The sequence below is a fragment of the Bradyrhizobium lablabi genome (assembly GCF_018131005.1).
Taxonomy (GTDB): domain Bacteria; phylum Pseudomonadota; class Alphaproteobacteria; order Rhizobiales; family Xanthobacteraceae; genus Bradyrhizobium; species Bradyrhizobium lablabi_D.
Genome location: NZ_JAFCJK010000007.1, coordinates 19,780 through 43,497, shown reverse-complemented (window position 1 = coordinate 43,497; position 23,718 = coordinate 19,780). Strand labels below are relative to the sequence as shown.

General features: G+C 63.5%; 22 protein-coding genes and 1 tRNA gene. 11 read left to right on the top strand and 12 right to left on the bottom strand.

The annotated features are described in order from the left end of the window. Window positions 1-814 precede the first annotated feature (814 nt). Window positions 815-892, bottom strand: a tRNA-Pro gene (locus tag JQ553_RS21555). 199 nt (window positions 893-1,091) lie between these two features. On the opposite strand from JQ553_RS21555, the gene JQ553_RS21550 reads away from it, so the two are divergent. Both JQ553_RS21550 and JQ553_RS21545 read left to right on the top strand, forming a co-directional pair. Then, the gene (locus tag JQ553_RS21550; RefSeq protein ID WP_249144503.1) at window positions 1,092-1,361 is read left to right on the top strand and encodes a hypothetical protein; all 270 of its coding nucleotides are present in this window, start codon (window positions 1,092-1,094) and stop codon (window positions 1,359-1,361) included. Window positions 1,362-1,438: 77 nt separating this feature from the next. Next, entirely contained in the window at window positions 1,439-2,347 is a 909-nt protein-coding gene (locus JQ553_RS21545; protein WP_212502034.1) for a dihydrodipicolinate synthase family protein, read from the top strand. 24 nt (window positions 2,348-2,371) lie between these two features. On the opposite strand, the gene JQ553_RS21540 is transcribed toward JQ553_RS21545, so the two are convergent. Further along, window positions 2,372-2,509: a hypothetical protein gene (locus JQ553_RS21540; RefSeq protein ID WP_212502033.1), complete on the bottom strand. Its 138-nt coding sequence runs from the start codon at window positions 2,507-2,509 to the stop codon at window positions 2,372-2,374. Window positions 2,510-2,734: 225 nt separating this feature from the next. On the opposite strand from JQ553_RS21540, the gene JQ553_RS21535 reads away from it, so the two are divergent. Beyond that, window positions 2,735-3,703 carry an SDR family NAD(P)-dependent oxidoreductase gene (locus JQ553_RS21535; protein WP_212502032.1) on the top strand — a complete coding sequence of 323 codons (969 nt, stop codon included), beginning with the start codon at window positions 2,735-2,737 and terminating at the stop codon, window positions 3,701-3,703. Here the strand turns inward: JQ553_RS21535 and JQ553_RS21530 are convergent, their stop codons facing one another. The 3 genes from JQ553_RS21530 to JQ553_RS21520 all read right to left on the bottom strand — a co-directional run bounded on the left by JQ553_RS21530 (window position 3,704) and on the right by JQ553_RS21520 (window position 5,559). Then, window positions 3,704-4,171: a GcrA family cell cycle regulator gene (locus tag JQ553_RS21530; RefSeq protein ID WP_212502031.1), complete on the bottom strand. Its 468-nt coding sequence runs from the start codon at window positions 4,169-4,171 to the stop codon at window positions 3,704-3,706. It lies immediately after the preceding gene. Between the two features lie 45 nt (window positions 4,172-4,216). Then, window positions 4,217-4,417: a hypothetical protein gene (locus tag JQ553_RS21525; protein ID WP_066514059.1), complete on the bottom strand. Its 201-nt coding sequence runs from the start codon at window positions 4,415-4,417 to the stop codon at window positions 4,217-4,219. 197 nt (window positions 4,418-4,614) lie between these two features. Further along, on the bottom strand, window positions 4,615-5,559 hold the full coding sequence (locus JQ553_RS21520; protein ID WP_212502030.1) for an acetamidase/formamidase family protein: 945 nt from the start codon (window positions 5,557-5,559) through the stop codon (window positions 4,615-4,617). A 63-nt stretch (window positions 5,560-5,622) separates the two neighbouring features. On the opposite strand from JQ553_RS21520, the gene JQ553_RS21515 reads away from it, so the two are divergent. From JQ553_RS21515 to JQ553_RS21505, 3 genes are all read left to right on the top strand, one after another. Beyond that, on the top strand, window positions 5,623-6,432 hold the full coding sequence (locus JQ553_RS21515) for a YdcF family protein (RefSeq protein WP_212502029.1): 810 nt from the start codon (window positions 5,623-5,625) through the stop codon (window positions 6,430-6,432). A gap of 83 nt (window positions 6,433-6,515) precedes the next feature. After that, the gene (locus tag JQ553_RS21510; RefSeq protein WP_212502028.1) at window positions 6,516-7,301 is read left to right on the top strand and encodes a DUF169 domain-containing protein; all 786 of its coding nucleotides are present in this window, start codon (window positions 6,516-6,518) and stop codon (window positions 7,299-7,301) included. An 80-nt stretch (window positions 7,302-7,381) separates the two neighbouring features. Next, window positions 7,382-8,560, top strand: a complete 1,179-nt coding sequence (locus tag JQ553_RS21505; RefSeq protein ID WP_212502027.1) for a trans-acting enoyl reductase family protein — start codon at window positions 7,382-7,384, stop codon at window positions 8,558-8,560. 193 nt (window positions 8,561-8,753) lie between these two features. Here JQ553_RS21505 and JQ553_RS21500 read toward each other — a convergent pair whose 3' ends face one another. After that, window positions 8,754-9,950 carry an NAD(P)/FAD-dependent oxidoreductase gene (locus JQ553_RS21500; protein WP_212502026.1) on the bottom strand — a complete coding sequence of 399 codons (1,197 nt, stop codon included), beginning with the start codon at window positions 9,948-9,950 and terminating at the stop codon, window positions 8,754-8,756. 145 nt (window positions 9,951-10,095) lie between these two features. Here JQ553_RS21500 and JQ553_RS21495 point away from each other — a divergent pair, with 145 nt between their 5' ends. Further along, window positions 10,096-10,566 carry a MarR family transcriptional regulator gene (locus JQ553_RS21495; RefSeq protein WP_212502399.1) on the top strand — a complete coding sequence of 157 codons (471 nt, stop codon included), beginning with the start codon at window positions 10,096-10,098 and terminating at the stop codon, window positions 10,564-10,566. Here JQ553_RS21495 and JQ553_RS21490 read toward each other — a convergent pair. From JQ553_RS21490 to JQ553_RS21480, 3 genes are all read right to left on the bottom strand, one after another. After that, entirely contained in the window at window positions 10,541-11,809 is a 1,269-nt protein-coding gene (locus JQ553_RS21490) for an O-antigen ligase (RefSeq protein WP_212502025.1), read from the bottom strand. The genes JQ553_RS21495 and JQ553_RS21490 overlap by 26 nt on opposite strands. 142 nt (window positions 11,810-11,951) lie before the next feature. Next, window positions 11,952-13,490, bottom strand: coding sequence for an undecaprenyl-phosphate glucose phosphotransferase (locus JQ553_RS21485; RefSeq protein ID WP_212502024.1), 1,539 nt, complete (start codon window positions 13,488-13,490; stop codon window positions 11,952-11,954). 114 nt (window positions 13,491-13,604) lie between these two features. Beyond that, entirely contained in the window at window positions 13,605-14,756 is a 1,152-nt protein-coding gene (locus JQ553_RS21480) for a glycosyltransferase family 4 protein (RefSeq protein WP_212502023.1), read from the bottom strand. A 243-nt stretch (window positions 14,757-14,999) separates the two neighbouring features. On the opposite strand from JQ553_RS21480, the gene JQ553_RS21475 reads away from it, so the two are divergent. Next, window positions 15,000-17,306, top strand: coding sequence for an exopolysaccharide transport family protein (locus JQ553_RS21475; RefSeq protein WP_212502022.1), 2,307 nt, complete (start codon window positions 15,000-15,002; stop codon window positions 17,304-17,306). Window positions 17,307-17,315: 9 nt separating this feature from the next. Here the strand turns inward: JQ553_RS21475 and JQ553_RS21470 are convergent, their stop codons facing one another. Further along, a complete protein-coding gene (locus JQ553_RS21470; RefSeq protein ID WP_212502398.1) occupies window positions 17,316-18,641 on the bottom strand; it encodes an MFS transporter in 1,326 nt (441 codons plus the stop codon). 77 nt (window positions 18,642-18,718) lie between these two features. On the opposite strand from JQ553_RS21470, the gene JQ553_RS21465 reads away from it, so the two are divergent. Further along, window positions 18,719-19,840 (top strand): LysR family transcriptional regulator, encoded by a 1,122-nt coding sequence (locus tag JQ553_RS21465; protein WP_312015177.1) that lies wholly within the window; start codon window positions 18,719-18,721, stop codon window positions 19,838-19,840. Window positions 19,841-19,862: 22 nt separating this feature from the next. Here the strand turns inward: JQ553_RS21465 and JQ553_RS21460 are convergent, their stop codons facing one another. Further along, window positions 19,863-21,056, bottom strand: a complete 1,194-nt coding sequence (locus JQ553_RS21460) for a GNAT family N-acetyltransferase (RefSeq protein ID WP_212502021.1) — start codon at window positions 21,054-21,056, stop codon at window positions 19,863-19,865. Between the two features lie 164 nt (window positions 21,057-21,220). Between JQ553_RS21460 and JQ553_RS21455 the strand changes: the two genes are divergently transcribed. Then, window positions 21,221-22,246 (top strand): polysaccharide deacetylase family protein, encoded by a 1,026-nt coding sequence (locus JQ553_RS21455; protein WP_249144502.1) that lies wholly within the window; start codon window positions 21,221-21,223, stop codon window positions 22,244-22,246. Between the two features lie 80 nt (window positions 22,247-22,326). On the opposite strand, the gene JQ553_RS21450 is transcribed toward JQ553_RS21455, so the two are convergent. Further along, window positions 22,327-22,536 carry a DUF2842 domain-containing protein gene (locus tag JQ553_RS21450; protein WP_212502019.1) on the bottom strand — a complete coding sequence of 70 codons (210 nt, stop codon included), beginning with the start codon at window positions 22,534-22,536 and terminating at the stop codon, window positions 22,327-22,329. A gap of 102 nt (window positions 22,537-22,638) precedes the next feature. Here JQ553_RS21450 and JQ553_RS21445 point away from each other — a divergent pair, with 102 nt between their 5' ends. Next, entirely contained in the window at window positions 22,639-23,715 is a 1,077-nt protein-coding gene (locus JQ553_RS21445; RefSeq protein ID WP_249144501.1) for a COX15/CtaA family protein, read from the top strand. Window positions 23,716-23,718: the final 3 nt, after the last annotated feature.

The window sequence follows — 23,718 nt, the reverse complement described above, 5'->3', positions numbered from 1 at the left end:
TTGCCGCGGTCCTCGGGACGTCTCAGCCGGCCGGCTATTTCCCCTTCGTCTTCAATCGCATCTCAACCAGCCGGCGAAGCGCTAACAAACCGTGACGGCTCGTCGGGCTGCTTTTTGGCCCAGTCGTCGACGGCTTCAGAAAATCGTAAGTGACGCGCATCTGAAAGGGGCGACCCTGAATCCTAGCCGGTGGCCTGCCCATAAATGTAGTTACCTAAATTCGTCATCACATTTATCGCAGGCCGGGTGGCGTCTGCAACACCCGGCCGTAACCCTCAAAGCGATAATGGCTAGGCCAAATCTACCACAGCCGTCAGCAAGTAGAGGCGCAGATCGACCTCTTGGCTGACATGCTGAATGCCCTTGGACGCAGAACCTTCCCACTGGCAAACGGGACGCCGGTCCCCAGAGCAGCATTATCAAGCTGCCATCGTCTTCGCGGCGAACGCCAATCACGGCGACGACCGCGAGGAAGAGGACGAGCGTGAACCTGATGTCGATGACGAGCCTAGCCTGGGCTGGACTTCGACTACGAACCAAACGTCCGCGGACTGGCAGGCCAACCACGTTTGGGGCGCCGCGGACCTAGAGCAGGGCGTCGGGCCGGTCCGGAAGATGCGGGCGGTGTCGAAGACTGGGGAATCAGGTGAGGTACTGTGCGGAGTTCTGGCCTGAAAGCACCAGCGCGCTGGTGATTTGCCCGCCTCAGCGATGGGGCGGGCTGTTTCTTTAGGTCGGGAAAAGGGGCTGGCTACACAGTGGCTACAAAATTTATAGCCAGCTTTCAGCGTTACTGCTAAGTGTTTGATTTTATTGGTCGGAGCGAGAGGATTTGAACCTCCGACCCCTAGTCTCCCAGACTAGTGCGCTAACCGGGCTGCGCCACGCTCCGATGCCGTTCAATTAGCCGCGATCCCGCTCTCGCGCAAGGCACGTCCGCCCGGTGGCGGGCTCCTTCGGCGAATTGGCTGGTGACCATCTCCTCGGCCGCATGCTCACAGGCTGGCCGTACATGGCCGGTGCACAGGCCGTGACGGCGACCTTTCGATGAGGTTGTCGGAAGCGCAGATTCGATTGGGCGCAGCCAAGGTTTGACGGAATCGATCTGCGATGCATTCTCGCTCGTCATGGGGCGCTTCAAGAACAGCCGGCTGGCTCGGATGAGCAGCGGCCATTATTGCCTGATCCGGGATCTCGGCCCGGTCAAGGGCGGCAAGGGGCTGCGGCATCACGAGGTCATCCTCGATTTCTCCTGGCGCGGCCTGTTTCGGCTGATTCTACGGCGCCTCGCCGCCACCCATAACCGGCTCGCCGGCCAGTCCCGCGACGCGGCAACTGGACGCCGTCGCGACATCGGCTAGGCTCGATCCAACCGTCGCGAGAACCGGCGCAAGAGCGGGATCGGATCGGTGGGAATCGAAACAGCGAGGGCAAGCCGATGAAGATACGTCCGACCGGCGTGATACCGCCGATGACCACGCCGTTCCGGAAGGACGGCGAGCTCGATCTCACGCTGGTGGCGCCGCAGGTCGACTGGCTGATCGAAGCCGGCAGCCACGGCCTGGCGGCAGGCGGCTCGACCGGTGAGGGCCATACCCTCGGTCATGAGGAATACCGCGACCTGATTGCGGCAACGGTCGAGGCCGCGCGGAGCAGGGTGCCCGTGATCGCCGGCATCATCGTCGATTCCACGCGCGACGCGATCCGCCGTGGCGGGCTGGTGCGCGACATGGATGTCGCGGCGCTGCAGGTGACCCCGGTGCACTATCTGTTCAAGCCCGATGACGAGGCGATGGTCAGTCACTTCCGCCGCATGGCCGATGAGACCGGCATGCCGATCATCATCTACAACGTCGTGCCTTGGTCGTATCTCTCGCCGGCGCTGCTGACGCGGATCATGGCCGAGGTGCCGCTGGTGGTCGGCGTCAAGCAGAGCGCGGGCGACCTCAAGCTGTTTGCCGATCTCATGATGATGGCGCCTGACAAACTGATCTACAGTGCAGTCGATGCGCTGATGTATCCATCCTATACGCTCGGCGCGCATGGGTCGATCGCCGCGATCCTGAGCGCGGCGCCGCATGCATCGGTAGCGTTGTGGGATGCGGTCAAGGCGGGCGATCATCCGCGGGCGCTTGAGCTGCACAAGAAGCTGTTGACGCTGTGGAACGCGATCGTTTCCGACAACCTTCCGGCCTGCGCGCGCCACGCGCAGACGCTGCAGGGCCTGCCGAGAAGCTTCTCGCGTGCTCCGATGCCCGAAGCCTCCCCGGCGCAGCAGGCGGCCATTGCGAAGGCCCTCGACGGGCTCCGTGTGCCGGGCAGCAAACGCGTCGAGGCGGCCGAGTAGGTTCGATTCGAGGCGGCGGAGCGACTAGTGCGATCCGTCCGCACAGGCGTGGATCAGCACCGCGTTGCGCCCCTTCTGCAACGCCGTCCTGGCGCTCCCGGCGGAAATGCCCGCCGCGATTGCCATCAGCATCGCTGCAACCATCTTGTTCAGGAGCTTCATGGTTGTTTCCCCCAACTGTTCGATATTCACTGGTTCGAGATATCGAATGATTTCGTTACATCGTCTTGCTGCCTCGATTTGCTGTAACGCTCACATGCGCGTGAGATTGGCGCGTCGGTGCCGTCGTTGATGTCCGATGATTCCGTGATGTAGAGTGCAACCGGTTGGACTGCGTTCCGCGCGCCAGCCCGAACGAAGAAGAACCAGGGAAGAGACGGATTTCAGATGAAGGATTTTGCTGGAAAGATCGCCGTGATCACCGGAGGTGGCACGGGGATGGGCCGTGAGCTGGCGCGTCAACTCGTCGCCGAGGGCTGCAATGTCGCGATGTGCGATGTCTCGGCCGAGGCTATGGCGGAGACCAAGAGGCTCTGCGAGGTCGAAAAGCTGCCGCAGGGGCTCCGGATCACGACCCATGTCGCTGACGTCTCGATCGAGGATCACTTCAAACGCTTTCGCGACGAGCTGATCGAGCAGCAGCACACCGACAAGATACATCTCCTGTTCAACAATGCCGGCATCGGCGGTGGCGGCAGCCTGTTCACCAACACGCGCGAGCAATGGGAGCGCACCTTCAATATTTGCTGGGGTGGCGTCTATCTCGGCGTCCGCACCTTCCTGCCGCTGCTCGTCAAGGCCGACGAGGCGCATATCGTCAACACTTCGAGCGTCAACGGCTTCTGGGCCTCTGTCGGCATGGGTGTGTCGCACACCGCCTACAGTGCGGCGAAATTCGCGGTGAAGGGATTTACGGAAGCGCTGATCAACGACCTCCGCCTTAATGCGCCGCATGTCAAATGCTCGGTCGTGATGCCCGGCCATATCGGCACCTCGATCGTGTCGAATTCGCGCAAGGTGCGGCTCGGCACCGAGTCCGACCGGCTCACTGCCGACGAGTTCGTGCAGGCGCGGCAGCGCCTTCAAGGACAAGGAGTCGACGTCGCTGCGATGTCGGACGAGGACATCCAGCAGGCCGCCCTCGACCGCGCGCGCATCTTCCACGACGAGGCTCCCACCACGGCATCCGCCGCTGCCAAGATCATCCTGGATGGCGTGAAAGCCGGCCGCTGGCGCATCCTGGTCGGTGACGATGCACATCGGCTCGATGAGCGCGTGCGCAAGACGCCGGAGCAGGCCTATACGGTCGAATTCTATCAGAGCATCGTGGCGGAGACCGGCTGGCGAATCGGTTGATCACCCGCGCGCAGTGCGCTGGCGCGGGCCGAACTGATAAGCGAGGCGGTAGTGGCCGAGGCAATAGGGCAGGCCGCCAAGCGGGGTGTTACCGCAGAAGCAGAAATCGTCAGCGCCGGGCGTGCTGATCGGCCAGCGGCAACGCTGCTCGCTCAGCTCGAGCAGTGAGCAACTGTTCGCGCTGACGACAGGAGCGTCCTCCTCTTGTGGGTCGCCGTAGGCCGACCGCAGCATCAGGAGCTGTTGCTTTGCTGTCTGCTTCCTGGGGTGCTCGCCGGACCTCTTCCGGGGACGGCGCTCGGCGCCGGCCGTACCGCGCGTCAGGTTGAGCCGCGACAGCTTGCCGATCACGGCGTTGCGGCTGACGCCTATGCTGAATGCGATGTCACGGCACGAGAGGCCGGCTTCAAAATAGCTCTTGAGCTGTTCGACGCGCTCGGGCGTCCAGGTCGGTTGGATCGCGATCATCTGACGGTTCCACATTCTGTTGAACCGCCGCGCCGTCCGACGTCCTCAGGGCGCGCGGCCGTTGTCGCGGATTGCAAGCAGCCCGTCCTTGATGGCGAGCCGAATGCCTTCCTCGATCAGGGTCCGTGCAACGCCGGGAACGCTCGTGCCGTGGGTGCCCTGTCTCACCAGTTTCTCAAGATACCCGATGGTCGAGAGCGCCAACGTGACCGGTACGCGGTCGGTTTCGGCCTTTTCCGTAGCCATGAGGGACGCTAGCCTTGAACGCATGCACTGAAAAGTATCTATTTAGACTCTATTTAGGATTGGGATGATGAGTCAAGCCGAAGGCCAGACGGCAGCGCAAGCCGATAGCGGGCCGCGCACGAGCGGTTGACGCGTGCAGGCATCGCCGAAATCGTCAGGGCGATGAATGGCTTAGCCAAAGATCAGGAGGCGGGACCTTACCCGTGTACGACCGATTTGGCGATCATGCAGTGAATGCCCTTCGAGCCGTTCACCGTCTGGGTCACACGCAGGTCGGCGGCAAGGCTGCAGAGCGTGTAGGCGTCCTCGCGCGACAGATTCCGCTTTTCGCCGAGCAGCGCGATCATATCGCGCAGCGCGCGCACGACGCATTGGTCAAGATCGGGATCCATGGCCATGGTCATGTAATGATCTGCGGTCTCCGCGCGCGGATAGGCGAGCTTGAGATCCTTGCGCAGCGTGAGGCGGAAGCGGCCGGTTAGCGCGGTCTCGATCGCGGTGACGCAGACCTCGCCATCGCCCTGCACGCCGTGACCGTCGCCACAGGAGAACAGCGCGCCCGGCACGAACACGGGCAAATAAAGCTTGGCGCCGGGCCCGAGCTCCTTGTTGTCGAGATTGCCGCCCATCGCGCGCGGGATCAGCGAGGAGATGCGGCCCCAGGCCGGCGGCGGCGCCACCCCCATCACGCCGAAGAACGGTTTCAGCGGCAGGTCGAGGCCCCAGGGCATGCGGCCGACCATGCGGCCGCGGTCGAGCGGGATGTTGAGGATGCGCATCTCGTGAAAATCGTCGGGCAGGGTGCCCGATAGCGGCCTGATCAGATTGTAGCCCCAGTCCTGCCGGAGCTGGACGTCGAGGATATCGACTTCCAACACGTCACCGGGCTCGGCGCCCGCGACCGCGACTGGACCGGTGAGGATGTGGCCCGGCACCATGCGTTCGTTGCTGGCATGAATATCATCCAATTCCGGCGGCACATGGAATTTGCTGCGGTCGGGCGGCACGACGTCCGGACCGCCGCTAACGGTGTCGATCGTGACCTCGTCGCCGCTCGCGATCGTCAGGACAGGCTTCAGCTTGGCTTCAAAAAAGCCCCAATGACAGGCTTCGGGACTGCAGGTCAGGTGATGGTGGGTCATGTCGCGTCTTTTGATTGCAGCAACGGCGGCGTATGACGTAGCAGAACTTCGCTGAGGCTTCCCTTGTTTTTTGTTCTCTCCAAGACACTCGGCATCATGCTGTTGCCGATCAATCTCCTGATCTACATCGGCCTGCTCGGAGTTATCTTGCTCCTGACGCGGTTTGCCAGGCTCGGCCGCAGGCTGATGGCGCTGTCGCTGGTCCTGCTCGCGATCTGCGGATTTACGCCGTTCGGCAGCGCGTTGCTCTATGGGCTGGAGTCACGTTTCCCGCCATGGGACGCCTCGCACGGCGCGCCTGACGGCATCATCGTACTCGGTGGCTCGATCGACGCCGATCTTTCGGAGGCGCACGGCTCTGCCGTGGTGCGGACCGCCGCCGACCGCATCATCGCTGCGGCTGCCCTGGCGCGACGATATCCGGATGCGCGTCTCGTGTTCACCGGCGGCAGCCCGTACCTCGTCTCGAGCGATGCGCGCGAGGCCGACTACGCGGGCGAACTGTTCGAGAGCCTGGGTATTCCCAGATCGCGATTGATCATTGAGCGCCGCTCGCGCAATACGGTTGAGAATGCCGAGTTCTCCAAGGCGCTGCTCAATCCGAAGCCGGGCGAGCGCTGGCTGCTCGTCACCTCGGCCTTTCACATGCCGCGCGCAGTCGGGCTGTTCCGAAAGGCGGGTTTCGACGTTGAGGCCTATCCGGTGGACTGGCGCACCGGCAATGCAGTCCATCCGCTCCTCCGCTTCACGAGCATGGCGAACGAGGGCCTCGCGCGCACCGAGCTCGGCATGCGGGAGTGGCTCGGCCTGCTGGCCTATCATCTGGCCGGCAAGACCGATGACTGGCTGCCGGGGCCGCCGGCTAGACCTTAGCCGGCAATCGCCTCGGCCAATCAATCCGGCTAACATCACCGCAACAACGGGCGGTGCGACGCCGCCGTCAGGGAGTTCACGCCATGCAGCAGCAGATGCCGCCGGAACAATTCGACCTCGCCGGAATGGTGGCCGACCTCAACGCGCTGTTGCGTCTGAAGACCACGGTCACCGGCATCAAGATGTTCGCGCGCGTTGAGGACATGGAGGCGATCCCGAAGATCCGCCGTCCAAGCGCGATCCACACCACCGACCAGATCATCAGCATGGCGTCGCGTCTCGGCTGGACGGTCGGCATCACAGGCGACGATCTCGTCGGCGCGCAGTGCCGCGCCGTGATCGGGCTCGGACCGCAGGACGAGAAATGGCTTGCCGGCGAAAATTATGTCGGCGTCTGGCACGGCACGCTTGAGGACGCGCGCAAGCGGCAGGAGGCACTCGATGTCGTGCCTTACGGCCAATACCAGGCGATGGCGGTGAGCCCGTTGACCAGCGGCCGGCTCAACCCGCCCGACATCTGCCTCGTTTATGCGACGCCTGGACAGATGATCATCCTGATCAACGGCCTTCAGTATGTCGGCTACAAGAAATTCGAATGGGGCGTGGTCGGTGAAACCGCCTGCGCGGATTCGTGGGGGCGGGCGCTCAAGTCCGGCGAGCCGAGCCTGTCGCTGCCGTGCTTCGCGGAGCGGCGTTATGGGGGCGTGCCCGACGAGGAAATGCTGATGGCGCTGCCGCCGGCCTATCTTGCCAAGGCGATTGCCGGGATGAAGCAGCTCGCAAAGAACGGCCTGCGCTATCCGATCGCGCCTTACGGCATCCAGGCCGATGTGCGCGCCGGAATGGGTGTGTCGTACGGCAAGAAATAAGAACGACGTTTCCACAGTCATTGCTTCACTGCGCTGGCAATGACAAAAGGGCGCCAATTCGCTTCGCAGGGAACCTGATTATGGCCTCGTCGAAATTCGACATCGTCGTCTATGGCGCCACCGGTTTCACCGGCCAGCTCGTCGCCGAATATCTCGCCACGCGCTATAAGGGAGACAGCGAGCTCAAATGGGCGATGGCCGGGCGCAGCAAGGACAAGCTTGCCTCGGTACGTGACGCTATCGGCGCGCCCGCCGACACACCGCTCATCGTTGCCGATTCAAGCGACGTTGCGTCGGTGAAGGCGATGGTTGGACGGACCAGGTCGGTGGTTACCACGGTCGGTCCTTACCAGCTCTACGGCAACGAGCTGATCGCGGCCTGTGCGCAGGACGGCACCGACTATCTCGATCTCTGCGGGGAGCCGGTCTGGATGCGTCAGATGATCGACAAGCACGAGGCGGCAGCGAAGGCGAGCGGCGCGCGCATCTTGTTTTCCTGCGGATTCGATTCGATTCCGTTCGAGCTCGGCACGTTCTTCGTGCAGGAGGAAGCAAGGCGCGTGTTCGGCGCGCCGGCCTCCCGGGTCAAGGGCCGGGTGCGCGACATGCGCGGCACGCTCTCGGGCGGCACCGCGGCGAGTGCCCGAGCCCAATTCGAAGCGGTGGCCAGGGATCTTAGTCTCGTTGCGATCCTGAACAATCCGTTCGCGCTGACACCCGGGTTTGAAGGGCCGAAGCAGCCGCGCGGCAGCAAGCCGGCTTACGAAGAGGACCTGCAATCCTGGTCCGCGCCGTTCATGATGGCGACGATCAACACGCGTAACGTCCACCGCTCGAACATGCTGATGGGTTTCCCGTACGGCCGCGACTTCGTCTACGACGAAATGGTGCTCACCGGACCCGGCGAGAAAGGCGAGGCCAACGCCAAGCTGGTGATGGCCGCCAACGCCGGGAAGACCGGCCCGAATGCGCCGAAGCCGGGTGAGGGGCCATCGAAGGAAGAGCGCGAGAACGGGCTCTACGACCTGCTCTATGTCGCGATCGCGCCCGATGGCCGGCAGGTCCGCGCCGCCATCAAGGGGGACCGCGATCCCGGCTACGGTTCGACCTCGAAGATGATCTCCGAATGCGCGATCTGCCTGCTGCGGGATGCGCCCGACCTGCCCGCCGGATTCTGGACGCCGGGCGCGGCGATGCAGCACAGGCTGATCAAGCGGCTCGTTGACAATGCCGGGCTGACGTTCACGGTGGAGAAGTAACTTCCTTTACCTCGCCCCGCTTGCGGTCCCCTTGCGGGGAGAGGTCGAAATTCAAGCAGCGCTTGAATTTCGGCTGAGTGGATGTCTGAGCAATCACCATCTTTGCGGCGTCAGCCCCTCACCCCAACCCTCTAGGAGCGAGTTCCGCTCGTCTCGACCCCGCAAGAGCCGAGGAGAAGGAGAGGAGGGTTCATCACGTCGCTCGCGGATTGTACGCGTACATGAAATCCATGCCTCTGGACGACAGCGGCAGCAGGAGCTTCAGCATGTGATCGCGGATCCAGGCGCCGGTCGGGCTGAATTGGCGCTTGCTGTTGCCGTTGCGGCGGGCAATGGCGACGATCTTCTCGGTGCGCGGACGCCGCTCGTGCTCGAAGTTCTGGAAGGTGAGACCGAGCTCCTGGCCGTCCCGCATCAGCGCGCCGAGGCGCATCGCGTCTTCCAGCGCGAGCGAAGCGCCTTGGCCCGCATGCGGGCTCGTGGCATGCGCGGCGTCGCCGATCAGAAGCGTGCGCTTGCGCGACCACGTCGGCAGCGTCGCGACGTCGAGCGTATCCGTCACGACGATGTTCTCGGCCGCCTCGATGATTGCCGGGATTGGATCATGCCAGCCGGAATGAAAGTCGCGGAGATGCTGCTTGATCGCATCCTGGGTCTGGAGGCGATAGGCCGCAGCCGTCATGCCGTGCGAGGGTTGTGTGCTCCACCACATCGCGCCGCCGTCACGGGCGGAGCTGCAGAAGCCGTAGCCAAAGAAGCCGCTCTGTCCGAACGTCGTCTCGACCCGCTGCCCGATCGCCAGATTCTCGATCACTGCGCGCGGCACGAAGCCGCCGAATCCGATCAGCCCGGTGTCGAACGGCATCGGCCCGTCTGGGACCACATGCCGCCGCACCATCGAATGCACGCCGTCGGCGCCGATCACGAAATCGCCCTCGGCGGTCGTGCCGTCAGCGAAATACACGATGACCGGCTGGTCGCCGCGGTCCTCTATCTTGACCAGCCGCTTCTCGAAGAAAACCGAGACATTGGACGACCAGGCCTTGTCGACAAGCGTCTCGTTCAATGTCGCGCGGCACATGTTCACCGCGGGCTGCCCGAACCGCTCCCGCATGTTGCGATTGAGCGAGCCAAGCCTCTTGCCGCCCTGCGAGTAGAAGTCGAAGGATTCGGCGATCGAGCCGCGGGCGATCAATTCGTCGGCGAGGCCGAGTTCGGCCAGCACATGCATACCGTTCGGTGCGATCTGCAGGCCGCCGCCGATCCCGGTGGAATAGGGCCATGCCTCGTAGATTTCGGCCTCGATGCCGGCGCGCTTCAAGAACATCGCGGCTACCGGACCTGCGATGCCGGCGCCGATGATCAGGGCTTTACGGGGATGTCGCGTCATGCCTTGCTCCATGCATCCGTGTGGGTTATTGAAAGATCAGTGACTAATTAGCTTAGTTACTAAGATATCAATTTCGTAAGGTACAGGAGCCGCGTTGTCAAGGTCAAAAGCGCGCACCGCATTGCTGCAGGAACTCGAGGAAGCGATGCGGCGGTCGTCGGCGCAGGGTGTGATGTTCGGCCAGGCCGTCGCGAACGTGGCCGGAATCTCCAATTCCGACCTCGAATGCATGGATATTCTGTATCTGGAGGGGCGAGTCACGGCCGGCCGCCTCGCCGAGGTCACGGGTCTCACCACAGGCGCCATCACCGGCGTGGTCGACCGGCTCGAGAAGGCCGGCTATGTCCGCCGTGAGCGGGACGCCAGCGACCGGCGCAAGGTCTTCATCTCCGTCGTGCCGGAGAAGGCCGCCGAGATCGGCAAGTTTTACGTGCCGATGCAGCAGGCGATGGAGAAGGTGTGGAGCGGCTACACCGACGACGAATTGCGGCTGCTGCTGCGCTTCGCCAATGACGGCTACCGGGGCGTGTTGGAAGCGACCCAGGCGCTGAAGGGCGTGATCGATACGCCGCCCGAGAAGCGGGCAAGCCTCAAGATGAAGCCACCTCTTCGCTGATGGGCACCGAAGCCGTGGCGCGGTAGCGCTCTGCGGCAGCGTACATGCCCCACATCGTGCCCAGCATCATCCAGAAGTGCCGCCAGTGGTCGGTATCGATGATGAAGCTCTCCCCGACGGTGCCGAGGAAGGCGGCGAAGATCGCGAGATAGGTGCGCTGCCAGGGCACGCGCACGAAAACATAGCGGAAGCCAATGATCACGCTGACGAACACCAGCGCCGGATAGCAGACGCCCGAGATCCAGCCTCCCGACATGAAGGCGTTGAGATAGGAGTTGTGGGTGTCCTCGGGGAAGTAGTTGTGGAACTGCAGCGGCCCGATGCCGAAGGGAAAATCGAGCGCCATCGCGGCGCCGAGGATATGCCGTCCGAAGCGGCCGAAGCGGCCCTCGTCATAGCTCTGGTCGAAGCTCGCGCGCTGCTTGAACATCTGTGCGATCGAGTCGAATGACAGCAGCACGGCGACCAGTGCCACTGCGAGGATCACGGCGATCGACGCCATCACGATGATGCGTGAGCGCTGTGCCTGCGACCGGCTGGTGAGCACCATCAGCGCCAGCATGAAGGCCGAGGTGATGATCAGCCCGCCCCAGGCGGCGCGCGAGAAGGCGAGCAGGATGGCGAGCGCCATGATGCCGAAGGCCACCGCGTTGCGCGACGCCTTGCCCAAGGGATCGGAAACGACGCTTTGCAGCGAAAACAGAGCCGGCAGGATCAGGAAAGCGCCGAGCACGTTCGGATCCTTGAAGGTGCCGCGGGCGCGGTCGTACAGGGTCAGCAGGTCGTAGCCGCCGGGCACCAGGTGAAAGTAGCCGGCGATCGCCGCGATCGAGGCGATCATCGCGCCGACGACGAGGCCGCGCCGGAGCATGTCGAGGCGGGCGTCGGTGTCCTCGGAGATCACCATCGCGAAAAAGATGACCGTTGCCGCCATGTACCAGGAAGTCGCGATCCAGTTGACGATCACGGAATTGTCGAGGAACGGAATCGCGCCGATGCTGTAGCCGACATTGAGCACGATCAGTGCGAAGATGAGCGGCATGAACACCAGCCGCATCCGCAGGCCCGTGGCAAAGAACAGTACGCAGGCCGTCAGCGTGACGAGCTCATAGGGGCTTGGCTCGATGAACACGATGGCGCTGGACGCGCCGGCCAGCCAGACCAGCGCCCGCTGCAGCGCCAGCACGCCGGGCGCCGCCGCAAGCGGCTGTTGGGGGATCCCGGCTGTCGCCGCATAGGTCATAATGAACTCACGCAACACAACATGACGACACGCCCGCTCCGTCATTGCGAGGAGCGAAGCGACGAAGCAATCCATCTATCCCCGAGCGTAAGGGTGGATTTCTTCGCTCCGCTCGCAATGACGCGCGGAGAGTACCGCGCTCTCAGTACGCATTCTCGTTCTTGGTCAGCAGCGAGAACGGCGTCTTGAGGAGAATGTAGAGGTCCAACAGCACCGACCAGTTCTCGATGTAATAGAGATCGAACTCGACGCGCTTCTGGATCTTCTCGTCGGTGTCGACCTCGCCGCGCCAGCCGTTGATCTGGGCCCAGCCGGTGATACCGGGCTTGACGCGGTGGCGGGCGAAATAGCCGTCGACGGCCTCGTCGAACAGTCGGTTTTGCAGCTTGCCCTGCACCGCGTGTGGACGCGGGCCGACGAGCGAGAGATTGCCCTTCAGCACGACGTTGAAGAGCTGCGGTAATTCGTCGAGGCTGGTCTTGCGGATGAAGCGGCCGACGCGGGTGACGCGCGGATCATTCTTCGTCACCACTTTCGACGCGTTGGGATCGGCCTGATGGTGATAGAGTGAGCGGAACTTGTAGACGTCGATCCTCTCATTGTTGAAGCCGAAGCGCTTCTGGCGGAACAGCACGGGGCCGGGACTGTCGAGCCGGACCGCCAGCGCTACCAGCGCCATGACCGGAAGCGCTGCGAGCAGGATCAGGCCGCCGACCACGCGATCGAACAGCCATTTCATCACGAGATCCCAGTCGGTGATCGGCGCCTCGAACATGTCGAACGTCGGCACTTTGCCGAGGTAGGAGTAGGAGCGGGGACGAAAGCGCAGCTTGTTGGTGTGCGCCGACAATCGGATATCGACGGGTAGCACCCAGAGCTTCTTGAGCATCTCCAGGATGCGTGTCTCGGCCGAGATCGGCAGTGCGAACAGCACGAGATCGACGCGGGTGCGGCGGGCGAATTCGACGATGTCGTCGACCTTTCCGAGCTTCGGGCTGCCGGAGCAGGTGTCCATGGCGCGGCTGTCGTTGCGGTCGTCGAACACGCCGAGCACGTGGATGTCCGAGTCAGGCTCGGCCCTCAGCGCCTCGACAAGCTGCTCGCCGCACTGGTCGGAGCCGACGATGACGGTGCGGCGGTCGAGGCGGCCGTCGCGCGCCCAGGCGCGTACCATCAAGCGCAGCGCGAGGCGTTCGATGATCAGCACCGCGAGCCCGGCGAAGAAGAACGACGACAGCCAGACCCGCGACACCTCGCCGCCGAGCTTGACCAGGAACGACACGCCGATGAACAGCAGGAACACGAAGGTCCACGACGAGATCACCCGCGTCATCTGACGGAGTTGGCCGCGAAACACCTGGACCTGGTAGAGGTCGGCGGCCTGGAAGCAGACCACGGTCGCGGCCGTCATGCCGAGGATTGCCGCAATGTATTCCCAGCGGAAGCCCGCGAGCGGCATCACATAGGCGAGATAGAGGCTGATGCCTACCAGGCTGAGCAGCACGAAATCGCCGAGGCGGACGCCGCCCGCGATCACGATCGGTGAGTAGGCGCCGCGAACTTTCTGATTGGTGACGGCAAGCGCGGCAGGCGACAAGCGCCGTCGTCGTTCGATCTCCGGGCGGGCAGCCGTTGCGGATGCCGCGGCATCCAGCATCGAGCGTGCGTTGAGCGGTTCCACGTGTCCACGTCCATTCCTGCACATGCAGATAGGCATGCGGGCGCAGGGGCCAAATTCCCCGCCGCAAGACTTAAGGGGAGAATCGGAAGAAACGGTTACGCGGGTAAGGAATGGTTAACGTCTGGCAAATGCGTCGCGATAGCCGGCCAACACGCCTTCGACCATCGCCTGCTGCGAGAAGTGCTCCGCGATGCGTTGGCGCAGCTTCGCGGCGCGCGCCGCCGTCACGGCTGGATTGTCGAGCGCGGCCTTGATTGCGTCGGCCATTGCGGCGGCGTTGCTCGGCGCGAACAACGCGTCGGTATGACTGTCGAAGATCTCAGGGATGCCGCCGACATTGGCCGCAATCATCGGGACGCCGGCGGCCGCCGCTTCGATCACCACATAGGGCATGGAATCGCCGCGCGAGGGGACTACGAGCAAGCTGCCCTTGGAAAAGCCGTAGCGCGCCTTGACGTGACCGATGAATCGCACGGCGTCGCCGAGCGACTGCCGCTTCACCTGTGCCTTCAGCATCTCGGTTTCCTCGCCGTCGCCACCAAGCGTCAGCGTCAGCGGCATGCCTCCGGCGCGCAGCTTCGCCACCGCATCGATCAGGAGGTCGGCGCCCTTGATGTGGCGGAACTCGCCGACATAGACGACGTCGGTAGCATCGTCGGCCTTGATGACCGGCTCGAATTCCTCCGATGTGACGCCATTGAACACGCAGCGCACCAGCCCGGCCGGCACGCCGACGGTGCGCTGATAGGTGTCGCGAGCGAACGCGCTCTCGAACAGGAACAGCTCGGTGCTGTTCATCAGCGCGCGCTCGAGGGAGCTGTAGAAATTGCCCTTGAACGTGTCGAGCGGGTAGTGCAGCGAGCCGCCATGCGGCGTGTAGACACGAATGAGCTTTTTCGCGTGCGGCCGCAGCCGGACATAGGCGCCGGCCTTGGCGCCGTGGCCATGCACCACGTCCGGTCTCAGCTTCCAGATCAGGCCGGCGATCCGCGCGGCAACCGCCAGGTCTGCGAAGCGCGGCTCGCGACGGACTGCCACGCGGCGGACCCCGAGCTTGAGGCACGGCGCGATCTCGGCGAGCGCCGCATTCGCGCGATCGCCGCCGGTGAGGCTGTCGGCGATGATGCCGACATGGTGGCCGCGTGCGACCTGCCCGTTGGCAACGTCGAGGATGTGCCGAAAGATGCCGCCGACCGGGGCGCGGACGACGTGCAGGATGCGCAGCGGCTGTTCGTGAATCTGGTCCTGTTTCTGATTTTGGGCCATGGAAATCAGAGCCAGCGTTCGCCGGCGAGTGCAGCGTCCAGACCTGCAATGGGGGCGCGCGCACGACGCATTTTGGGAATCCTGAAAAAGTATCAGCGTCGATTAAGGATGCGCATGGTTAACAAAACATGACGGCGGGTCGTGGCGGAATGCCCCGCCCGCGGCCGATTAACCCAGCGGCAACCATAATGGAGTGTAATCGCGCCAGCTTGAGGTGGGTCGCGGGTCCGCGGGGAGTGTGTGATGCGTTTTGGGATTTGGCGCGCCGGCAAGGCCGTGATGCAGCGGGCCTTGCCGAAGTCTGCGCCAACCGTCGCCAGACCTGTTCCGGCAGGAGCCGAACTTGTGCAGCCCGTTGCCGCCAATGCCGCTCCCGACAGGCCCATTCCTGTGTCCGAGGCGGGCGATCTCGACCTGCACGCGCTAGGCCGCGCATTGTCTCGCAAGCGGAGCTGGATCGTCGTCCCCACCGTGCTCGCGCTGACGCTGTCGCTCATCGGCGTCAACCTGGTTACCGCGCGCTACAAGTCCGAGGCGCGCATCCTGGTCGATGGCCGCGACAACGTCTTCCTGCGGCCGAACGGTGAGCGCGATCCGGAACGCTCCGCGCTCGATGCAGAGGCCGTGACGAGCCAGGTGCAGCTCCTGTTGTCGCGCGACCTCGCGCGAGAGATCATCAAGAAGAACAAGCTCGCCGAGCTACCGGAATTCGATCCGGTGCTGCAGGGTTTCTCGCCGCTGAAATCGCTGCTCGCGCTGATCGGCATTGGCCGCGATCCGTTCACATTGACGCCGGAAGAGCGGGTGCTCGAGGCCTATTACGATCGCTTCACGGCGTATGCGGTCGACAAGTCGCGCGTCATCGTCATCGAGTTCCAGTCGCGCGATCCGGAGCTTGCGGCGCGCGTTGCCAATTCAATCGCCGAAGGCTATCTGGTGCTGCAGCAATCCGCCCGGCAGGAGCAGGCCAAGTCGGCCAGCGCATGGCTCTCCGGTGAGATCGAGAACCTCCGCAAGAAGGTCGCGGAGGCCGAAGCCCATGTCGAGGATTTTCGCTCGAAGTCCAGCCTGTTCATCGGCACCAACAACACCTCGCTCTCCAACCAGCAGATGGGCGAGCTCAATACGCAGCTCAACAACGCCCGTGCATTGAAGGCGGATACCGAAACCAAGGCGCGGCTGATCCGCGAGATGCTGCAGGGTGGCAGGCCTATCGAGGCGTCGGAAGTACTCAATTCCGAGCTGATCCGCAGGTTGTCAGAGCAGCGCGTGACGCTGCGGGCGCAGCTCGCCGAGCAGTCGTCGACGCTGCTCGACAACCATCCGCGCATCAAGGAATTGAAGGCACAGCTCGCCGATCTCGACCGGCAGCTACGCGAAGAGGCGAGCAAGGTGTCGCGCTCGCTGGACAACGACGCCCGCGTTGCCGGCGGGCGGGTCGAGGCGCTCTCCGCGAGTCTCGATCAATTGAAGAAGCAGGCGTCCTCGAGCAACGGTCAGGACGTGCAGCTCCGCGCGCTGGAGCGCGAGGCCAAGGCGCAGCGCGACCTGCTTGAATCCTATCTCGCCAAATACCGCGAGGCGACCGCCCGCGAAAACATCGAGGGCGCGCCGGCCGATGGCCGCATCATTTCGCGCGCCACGGTTTCCAACACGCCGGCCTATCCGAAGAAACTGCCGATCGTGCTTATCGCGACGCTGGCGACGCTCCTGCTTTCGTCGGGCCTCGTCATCACCGCCGAGCTGCTGCGAATGTCGGCACCGCGCGCGGTCGCGCGTGCGTTCGCGCCGGCGGTGGCTGCCATCCGCAAGCCAGCGCCCGAACCGGTTGTCGAGGAAGCCGCCGAGGATGAGCCGGAGGTGGCAGCGCCGCGGGAGCTCGCCATCGAGCCCCCGCCCACGCCCCCGCCTGTGTTCAGCGAACCGCGGTCGAAAGTCGCCTCGGCGGCTGGCGAGATTGATCGGCTTGCCGAGCGCCTCTGCGACGCAGGCGCCGCCGCGCACAAGCTCACTATCCTCGGTACCGCGCCGGGCGAAAGCGTCACGCTGACTGCGCTGACCCTGGCGCGTTCGATGGCGCGCCAGGCCAGGGTTGTGGTGGTCGATCTCGTTGGCTTTTCGCCGATGCTGGCCGCGGTTTCGGCCGATCCGGGCGCGCCCGGGCTTGCGGAGCTGATGCGGGGCGAAGCGTCGTTTGCGCAAATCATCACCAAGGACCGGCTGTCGCGTGTCCAACTGGTCAGCGCCGGGCGCCCGGACTTTGACCGCGCGCAGTTGCAATCACCGCGGCTGACGCTCGCGATCGACGCGCTGCTCAGGGTTTATGACCACGTGGTGCTCGATGCCGGCTCGGCCGTCGACCTGCCGGCGGAACTGCTCTCCGCGCAAGCGCAGGCGATTGTCGTGCCTGACGCGGCGATGGCGCAGAACGCGCGCGCGGTGATGGTCGATCAGCTCAAGGCCGCCGGCTTTTCCGACGTGACTATGCTGAGCGAGTCCTACGAGTCGTTGGATGTGGTCGTGCCGGGCCCACGGGTGGTTGCGGCCTGAGTCAGATGTTTAATGCACCATCACAGGCTCGGCCATGCGTCGCTCGAGGATCGGATCGATCCGCAGCTTGATCGCGACGAGCGCGCCGAGCAACCCCATCGCCGCAAGCAACAGTAGCCCCGCGGTAAATCCGCCCGTGAGATCCTTCAGATATCCCATCGCGAACGGGCCTGCGAAGCCCGAGAGATTGCCGAGCGAGTTGATGGCGGCGATGCCCGCGGCCGCCGATGCCCCGGTTAGGATGCTGGCCGGCATCGGCCAGAACATCGGCGGCACCGATGAGACGCCGATCTGTGCCAGGCAAAGCAGGGCGACGATCAGAACCGGGTTGGACACCAGTCCCGCCATGCTGATCCCGAGGGCGGCGAGCGTGAGCGCTGCGGCAACATGCATCTTCCTCTCGCCGGTGCGGTCGGAATGGCGACCGAGCAGTACCATGCCGATGGCGCCGAACACGAAGGGGAGAGCCGCGATCAACCCGGTCTGGGTATCGGTAACGCCAAAGGCCTTGATGATGGTCGGGAGGAAGAAGGCGATGCCGTAGGACGCCGCGTTGAGGCAGAAATAGACCAGGGCGCAGGCCAGTATCCGCAAGTCCGTGAGTGCCTGAAGCATCGAGATATGCTCTACGGCCTCCTTTTGCTGCCGCTCGAATTCGAGGGTGGTCTGGATCCACTTGATCTCGTCCGTTGCAAGCCAGGTCGCATCACGCGGGAAGTCGGTCAGGAAGATCAGGACAGCGAAGCCGACCAGGATCGAGGGTAGCGCTTCGCAAACGAACAACCATTGCCAGCCCTCCAATCCCAGCCCTGAGAGGTTGAGCAGCAGCCCGGATATCGGTGAGCCGATGATGCTCGAGATCGGAATCGCGAGCATGAAGAGGCTGATGACACGGGCGCGGTAGGCAGCCGGGAACCAGAGCGTCAGGTAGAAGATGATGCCGGGAAAGAAACCGGCCTCGCAGGCGCCGAGCAGCAAGCGAAGAGAGTAGAAAATCGACTCGTTCGACAGTCCGCTGGCCGCAGACATCCATGGAATGAACGCAAACGCGGCCGAGACGATGCCCCAGCTGATCATGATGCGGGCAATCCAGCGTCGTGCGCCAAATCGTTCAAGCAGGATGTTGGACGGAACCTCGAAGAAGAAATATCCGATGAAGAAGAGACCCGCACCCAGTCCGTATGCGGCCTCGCTCAACCCAAGAGATGCGTTCATGTGCAGCTTGGCGAAGCCGACATTGACGCGGTCGAGGTATGCCACGAAGTAACAGAGGATCAGAAACGGAATGAGCCGTCGCATGATCTTTGCGATGGCGCGCTTTTCTACGGTATCGATCACTTGTCTCATCCCCTGGTTCTTTTTGATCTGGCGCCCGATCGGGGCCGCTATGGCCGATCGCATCACCACCAATCGTGCGTCCCGCCGGGCGTACGGCAGCCGGATCCCGAGCTGTCTGTCCTTGCAACTGGCGAGTTCATTGTTGTGTAATTCATGACCGGGTGGCTAATGGCATTTCGGAATGCAGCCACGGCGAAATGGTCATGCCGCACCGCGGCATATACGCCGGAACCAGTCGGGCAGGACAGCGCCGAGCCGTGATCAGGGATCTCAAACTGCGCCAGTTGCGTCTGTTGGTCGCTCTCGACAGCGAGCGCAAGCTGCAGACCGCCGCCGAGCGCTTGAACATCACCCAATCGGCGGCTTCGAAGATGCTCGCCGAGATCGAAGCCCTGGCGCGGGTTCCACTTTTTGAACGAACAGCGCGTGGTGTCGAGCCAACTGCCTATGGCTCGATCCTGATCCGCGGCGGGAAGAGCGTGCTGGCTGACCTCGATCAGGTCACGGACGAATTCGCGGGCTACAAGTCCGGCGAGCTCGGCACGGTCTCCGTCGGAACCGTGGCCAAACCCTGCGTCGAACTCGTGATCGATGTCATTCAGTATCTCGGGAAGAAGCTTCACCGGGTGAATATTTCGCTGGATGTCAGTACCAGCCCGCCGCTGATCGAGCGTCTGTTGGCGCTCGAATTCGACTTCGTCGTTGCCCGGATTCCGGCCGGCGTCGACCCACGGCAATTCGACTATCACGAGATCGGTGCCGAGGAGGCGGCGCTGCTCGTTCGTATGGAGCATCCATTGGCCGGTCGCGAGAACGTCGATCTGGAGGACATGGTCGACCAGCAATGGATTTGCCAGCCGCGGGAATCCTTCATGCGTCAGGCGCTCGAGCGGCTATTTTACAGCCGTGGCGTGACGCCGCCCCGGCGCATCATCAATACCGAGTCATTTCTCGCTTCCGTCGGGATCGCGGCAGGGATCGACGCGATCGTGCCGGTCCCGATGCTCGTCTTCGATCTGGTCGATCCGCAGCGTTTCAAAATGCTGCGAATTCGGGACAAGCTCACGCTTGAGAGTTATGGGCTGATCAGGCTTCGGAAACGCACGCTGTCGCCAGCCGCCATGCTGGTATTCGACGCGATGATGCGGCTCGGTGTGCCGAACGGTCGCTCAGGGCAGGGCGGACAGGCCGACTGAAAACCCAGCTCTGGGTCGTGGTTTAGCGGAACATGCTGCGCAGGTTTTGCGCGATTTCGAGCAAAGCCGGGTTGTGCTTGACGGTCCGCTTGGCGCGATTGAGGCCCGACAGCGCGCTCGCCGCCAGCCTCCCGCGAAGGCTGAGCGGGACAAAGCTATCGAAGATGGCGTCGTCGTTTTTGCAGAACAGGCGCTTATACTCGTCCGAGCCGATACCGAGATCGAGAGCGCGGTAGTTCTGGCTCGCATGGCGATCGATGATGTCGCGCATCAGGATCAGGCCGGGGCTGTATTTCGAGTTGCCTGACATCGTATAGGTATTGAACATCATCGAGAAGCGATGACCATCGGCGACGCCGGCGTAGATCGCGATCACCTCCTCGTCGCATTCCAGCGCGTGGAGGTCGATGATATGGCCGTCGCCATCGGTCCGCGGCGTGAGGCAAGCGGTACGTATGAACTGCTCGATGCCGGGCTCTGCGAACACGTCCGGGAGCTTGAGTTCCGCCATGCGCTGCGGCTTGACGCGGAAGAACCAGTCGAGCAGGCGGCTGATGTCTGCGCTCTCGGTCGCGAGGTAGTAGCGATAGCCGGGCAGTTCCTGCAGCTTGCGCGCCTTGCCCTTCAACCGGCGGCGGAACGAACTGCTGATCAGCGTCGCCGGCGCGGCGCCCGGTTCCATCAACAGCAGCGGGCAATCGTTGACGGATGGCTGGCGCGGCAGTCGCGCCATCGGGTTCGGCAGGTCCTGCCAGCGGAGCGGCTGTTGATGCAGCGCCAGCGCATCGACCTGCGAGCGTTCCGCAATCGAGGCGATCAGCACCGCGATATCGGCGTCGCTCGCACTGGCGGCAAAACCACGGTCGCACAGCGGCATGTTGAAAGTCGAATGCTTGCCGCCCATAAAACGCGCGCACCGCGCACCCAGGCTGGACTCAACGGCAAGCGGCAGCAGCATCAGGGGCCGGCGTTCGCTGTCGTGGCCAACGACGATGAAAGGGCCCAGACCCTCGCGCTCGCCGACCTGCCGCTGCCAGGCGGCAAGGAAATCGAAGCGCTGGTAGGGGGTATGAAACTGCTTCGATGTTTCGAAATCGCGCCAGATGGTTTCGACCGCGGCAAGATCATGAAAAATGTCGACGCCGGCGATGCGGCTTGCTTTCGACCACGCCCGTGCATCCGCTGTCTGGCGTTTGATTGCAGCAGCCACGGTCATTCCAGAATCCGTCTTGGAGCGATGATTTACAATTTTCGGGGCACTGCGACTTTCGCAGGGAAACGTCAACAAAGAGTAATAACAATGCCGCGGCGGGGTGGGGTGATCCGCCGTAGTGGGACGGGATCTTGGCATCGAACGGCAGGTTTTTGCGGCGAGCGCGGATGGAACTCGCTTATTTCAGCGGGCTCTTCAGGCTGAAGGAGCGTCAGGCCGGCGGAGCCGGTGTCATCCTGCGCTTCGAGAGGGTGCGTCCGGTCCCTTCCGCGCAGTTCCAGCCGCTCCGGTCCCACGAGATCACGCCGCAATTTCTTGATCGCATCATCCGCGCGCTGAAGCGGTGGCGATACGACGTCATCGGAATCGACGAGGCCTGCCGACGTGCGGTCACGCTGCCCGAGCGCAGGCGCTTTGCCTGCCTGACATTTGATGGCGCCTACAAGGACTTCATCACGCACGCCTATCAGGTGCTGTCGGGGCATGCCGTTCCATTCACGGTGTATCTGCCGACGGCGTTTCCGGACGGCGTGGGCGAAACGTGGTGGCTTGCGCTGGAGGACATCATCAGGCGTGAAAGCCGGATCAGCCTGATGATCAGCGGCCGGGAGCGCCGTTTTGCGATCGCAGATCGCTCGGAAAAGCGCGCAGTGTTCGATTTTTGCCTCGGCTGGATGCGCTCGCTGCCGCCGCCCGATCTGTCATTTGCCATTAATGATCTTTGCAGCCGCTACTCGGTCGATCTCGCGCAGATGTCGCGCAACGCATCGATGGATTGGCACGATCTGGCAAAGCTCGCCGCGGATGCGAACGTGACGTTCGGCAGCGCGACAGTGAACTATCCGGTGCTGTCAAATCTCAGCGAAGACGATGCGCGGCGCGAAATGGCGATGGGGAAGGCGGTTGCGCAGGCGGCGTTTGACCGTGACATCAGGCATTTCGCCTTCCCTTTCGGAGATCGCGAGTCGTTCGACCGCCGGCACGTGGTGTTGGCGGAGGAGATCGGCTTTGCGAGCGCGGTCTCGACAATTCCCGGCGTCGTCAAAGCGCAGGGCCACACCAACCTTCACGTGCTCCCGCGCATTGCGTGGGACGGGCGTGAGCGATCGCTGCGGATGATGCGGGTGCTGCTGTCAGGCGTCATGTTCGCGTCGGTGCAGCCGACCCGAAGTTTTCGGCGCCAAGCGCCATGATGAGGATTGATCGTCATCGAGCTTTTTACTTGAGCAGGATCGTCTTTCCGGAAAGCCACCGGGCAGTTTCGGATTCTGCCCTAGGCGCGGTCGGGCCGCGACATCCACGCGACGATCGGCATCGCCGGCAGCACCCAGCCGAGTCCGGCGACGACGTAGAAGATCGCCTGAAGCAATCCCGAATTGGCGAGCCAGGGCGTCTGCGCCACCGTCATGCCGAGCAGCGACCACACCACGACCAGGACGAGCAGGGCGATAGTTCCGAGCAGTTTGCGGGTACGTATGGCCATGGCTGATATGTGCAACTCGTCATCTCTGCGGCGCTTGCGCCGCGGGCGGGGCGGACTATAAGGGGCGGGAAAATCCAATCAAGTCAGGGCGAAATGGCCGGCATGTCCGCAAAGCCAACGCAACTCCGCGCCGTCAGGATGTGGCTGTTTTCAGTCGCCGCCCTGATCGCGCTGATGGTGCTCGTCGGCGGGGCCACGCGGCTGACCGAGTCCGGGCTGTCGATCGTCGAGTGGAAGCCGGTGACGGGCGCGCTGCCGCCGTTGACTGAGGCGCAATGGACGCAGGCCTTCGAGGGCTACAAGACGATCCCGCAATATCGCGAGCTCAATGCGGGGATGACGCTCGACGAGTTCAAGACGATCTTCTGGTGGGAATGGAGCCACCGGTTGCTCGGTCGCGTGATCGGCGGCGCCTATCTGTTGCCCTTTCTGTATTTCCTGTGGCGTGGCGTCCTGAGCGGTGAATTGAAGCGGCGGCTGTGGCTGATTTTCGCTCTTGGGGCGCTGCAGGGCGCAGTCGGCTGGTGGATGGTCGCCTCCGGGCTATCGCAGCGTATCGAGGTGTCGCAATATCGGCTGGCGACGCATCTCGCGCTGGCGCTGTTGATCTTCGCTGCGATCGTCTGGACGCTACGGCGACTGACGGAACGGCCATCGGCGGCTTTGCCGTCACGGTTGAAGGTCACGGGCTTATTGTTGCTGGTGCTTACCTTCGTGCAGCTCTATTTCGGTGCCCTGGTCGCGGGCCTGCGTGCGGGCAGGGTCTACAATACCTGGCCCGAGATCGACGGCGCGTTGATCCCCTCGGTCGATCGGCTGCTATTTGAGACGCCGTGGTGGCGCAACCTGTTCGACAACACGCTGACCGTGCAGTTCGAGCATCGCATGACCGCCTATCTGCTGTTTGTGCTGGCGATCCTGCACGCGATCGATGCGGTGCGCTCGCGGGCTCCGACCGCGGTGGTATCAGGCGCCTGGTGGCTGGTGGCCGCCATCACGACGCAGGCGACGCTCGGCATCCTGACACTGCTGCATCAGGTGCCGATCGACCTTGCGCTGACCCATCAGGCGGTGGCGATCGTCGTGCTGACGCTCGCGGTCCTGCAGGTCGAGCGGCTGGCTGTGCGGCGGACCGAGCTGGATCAGCCGAAGCTCATTCCCGTCGGCCAGCCCGGTTGACCT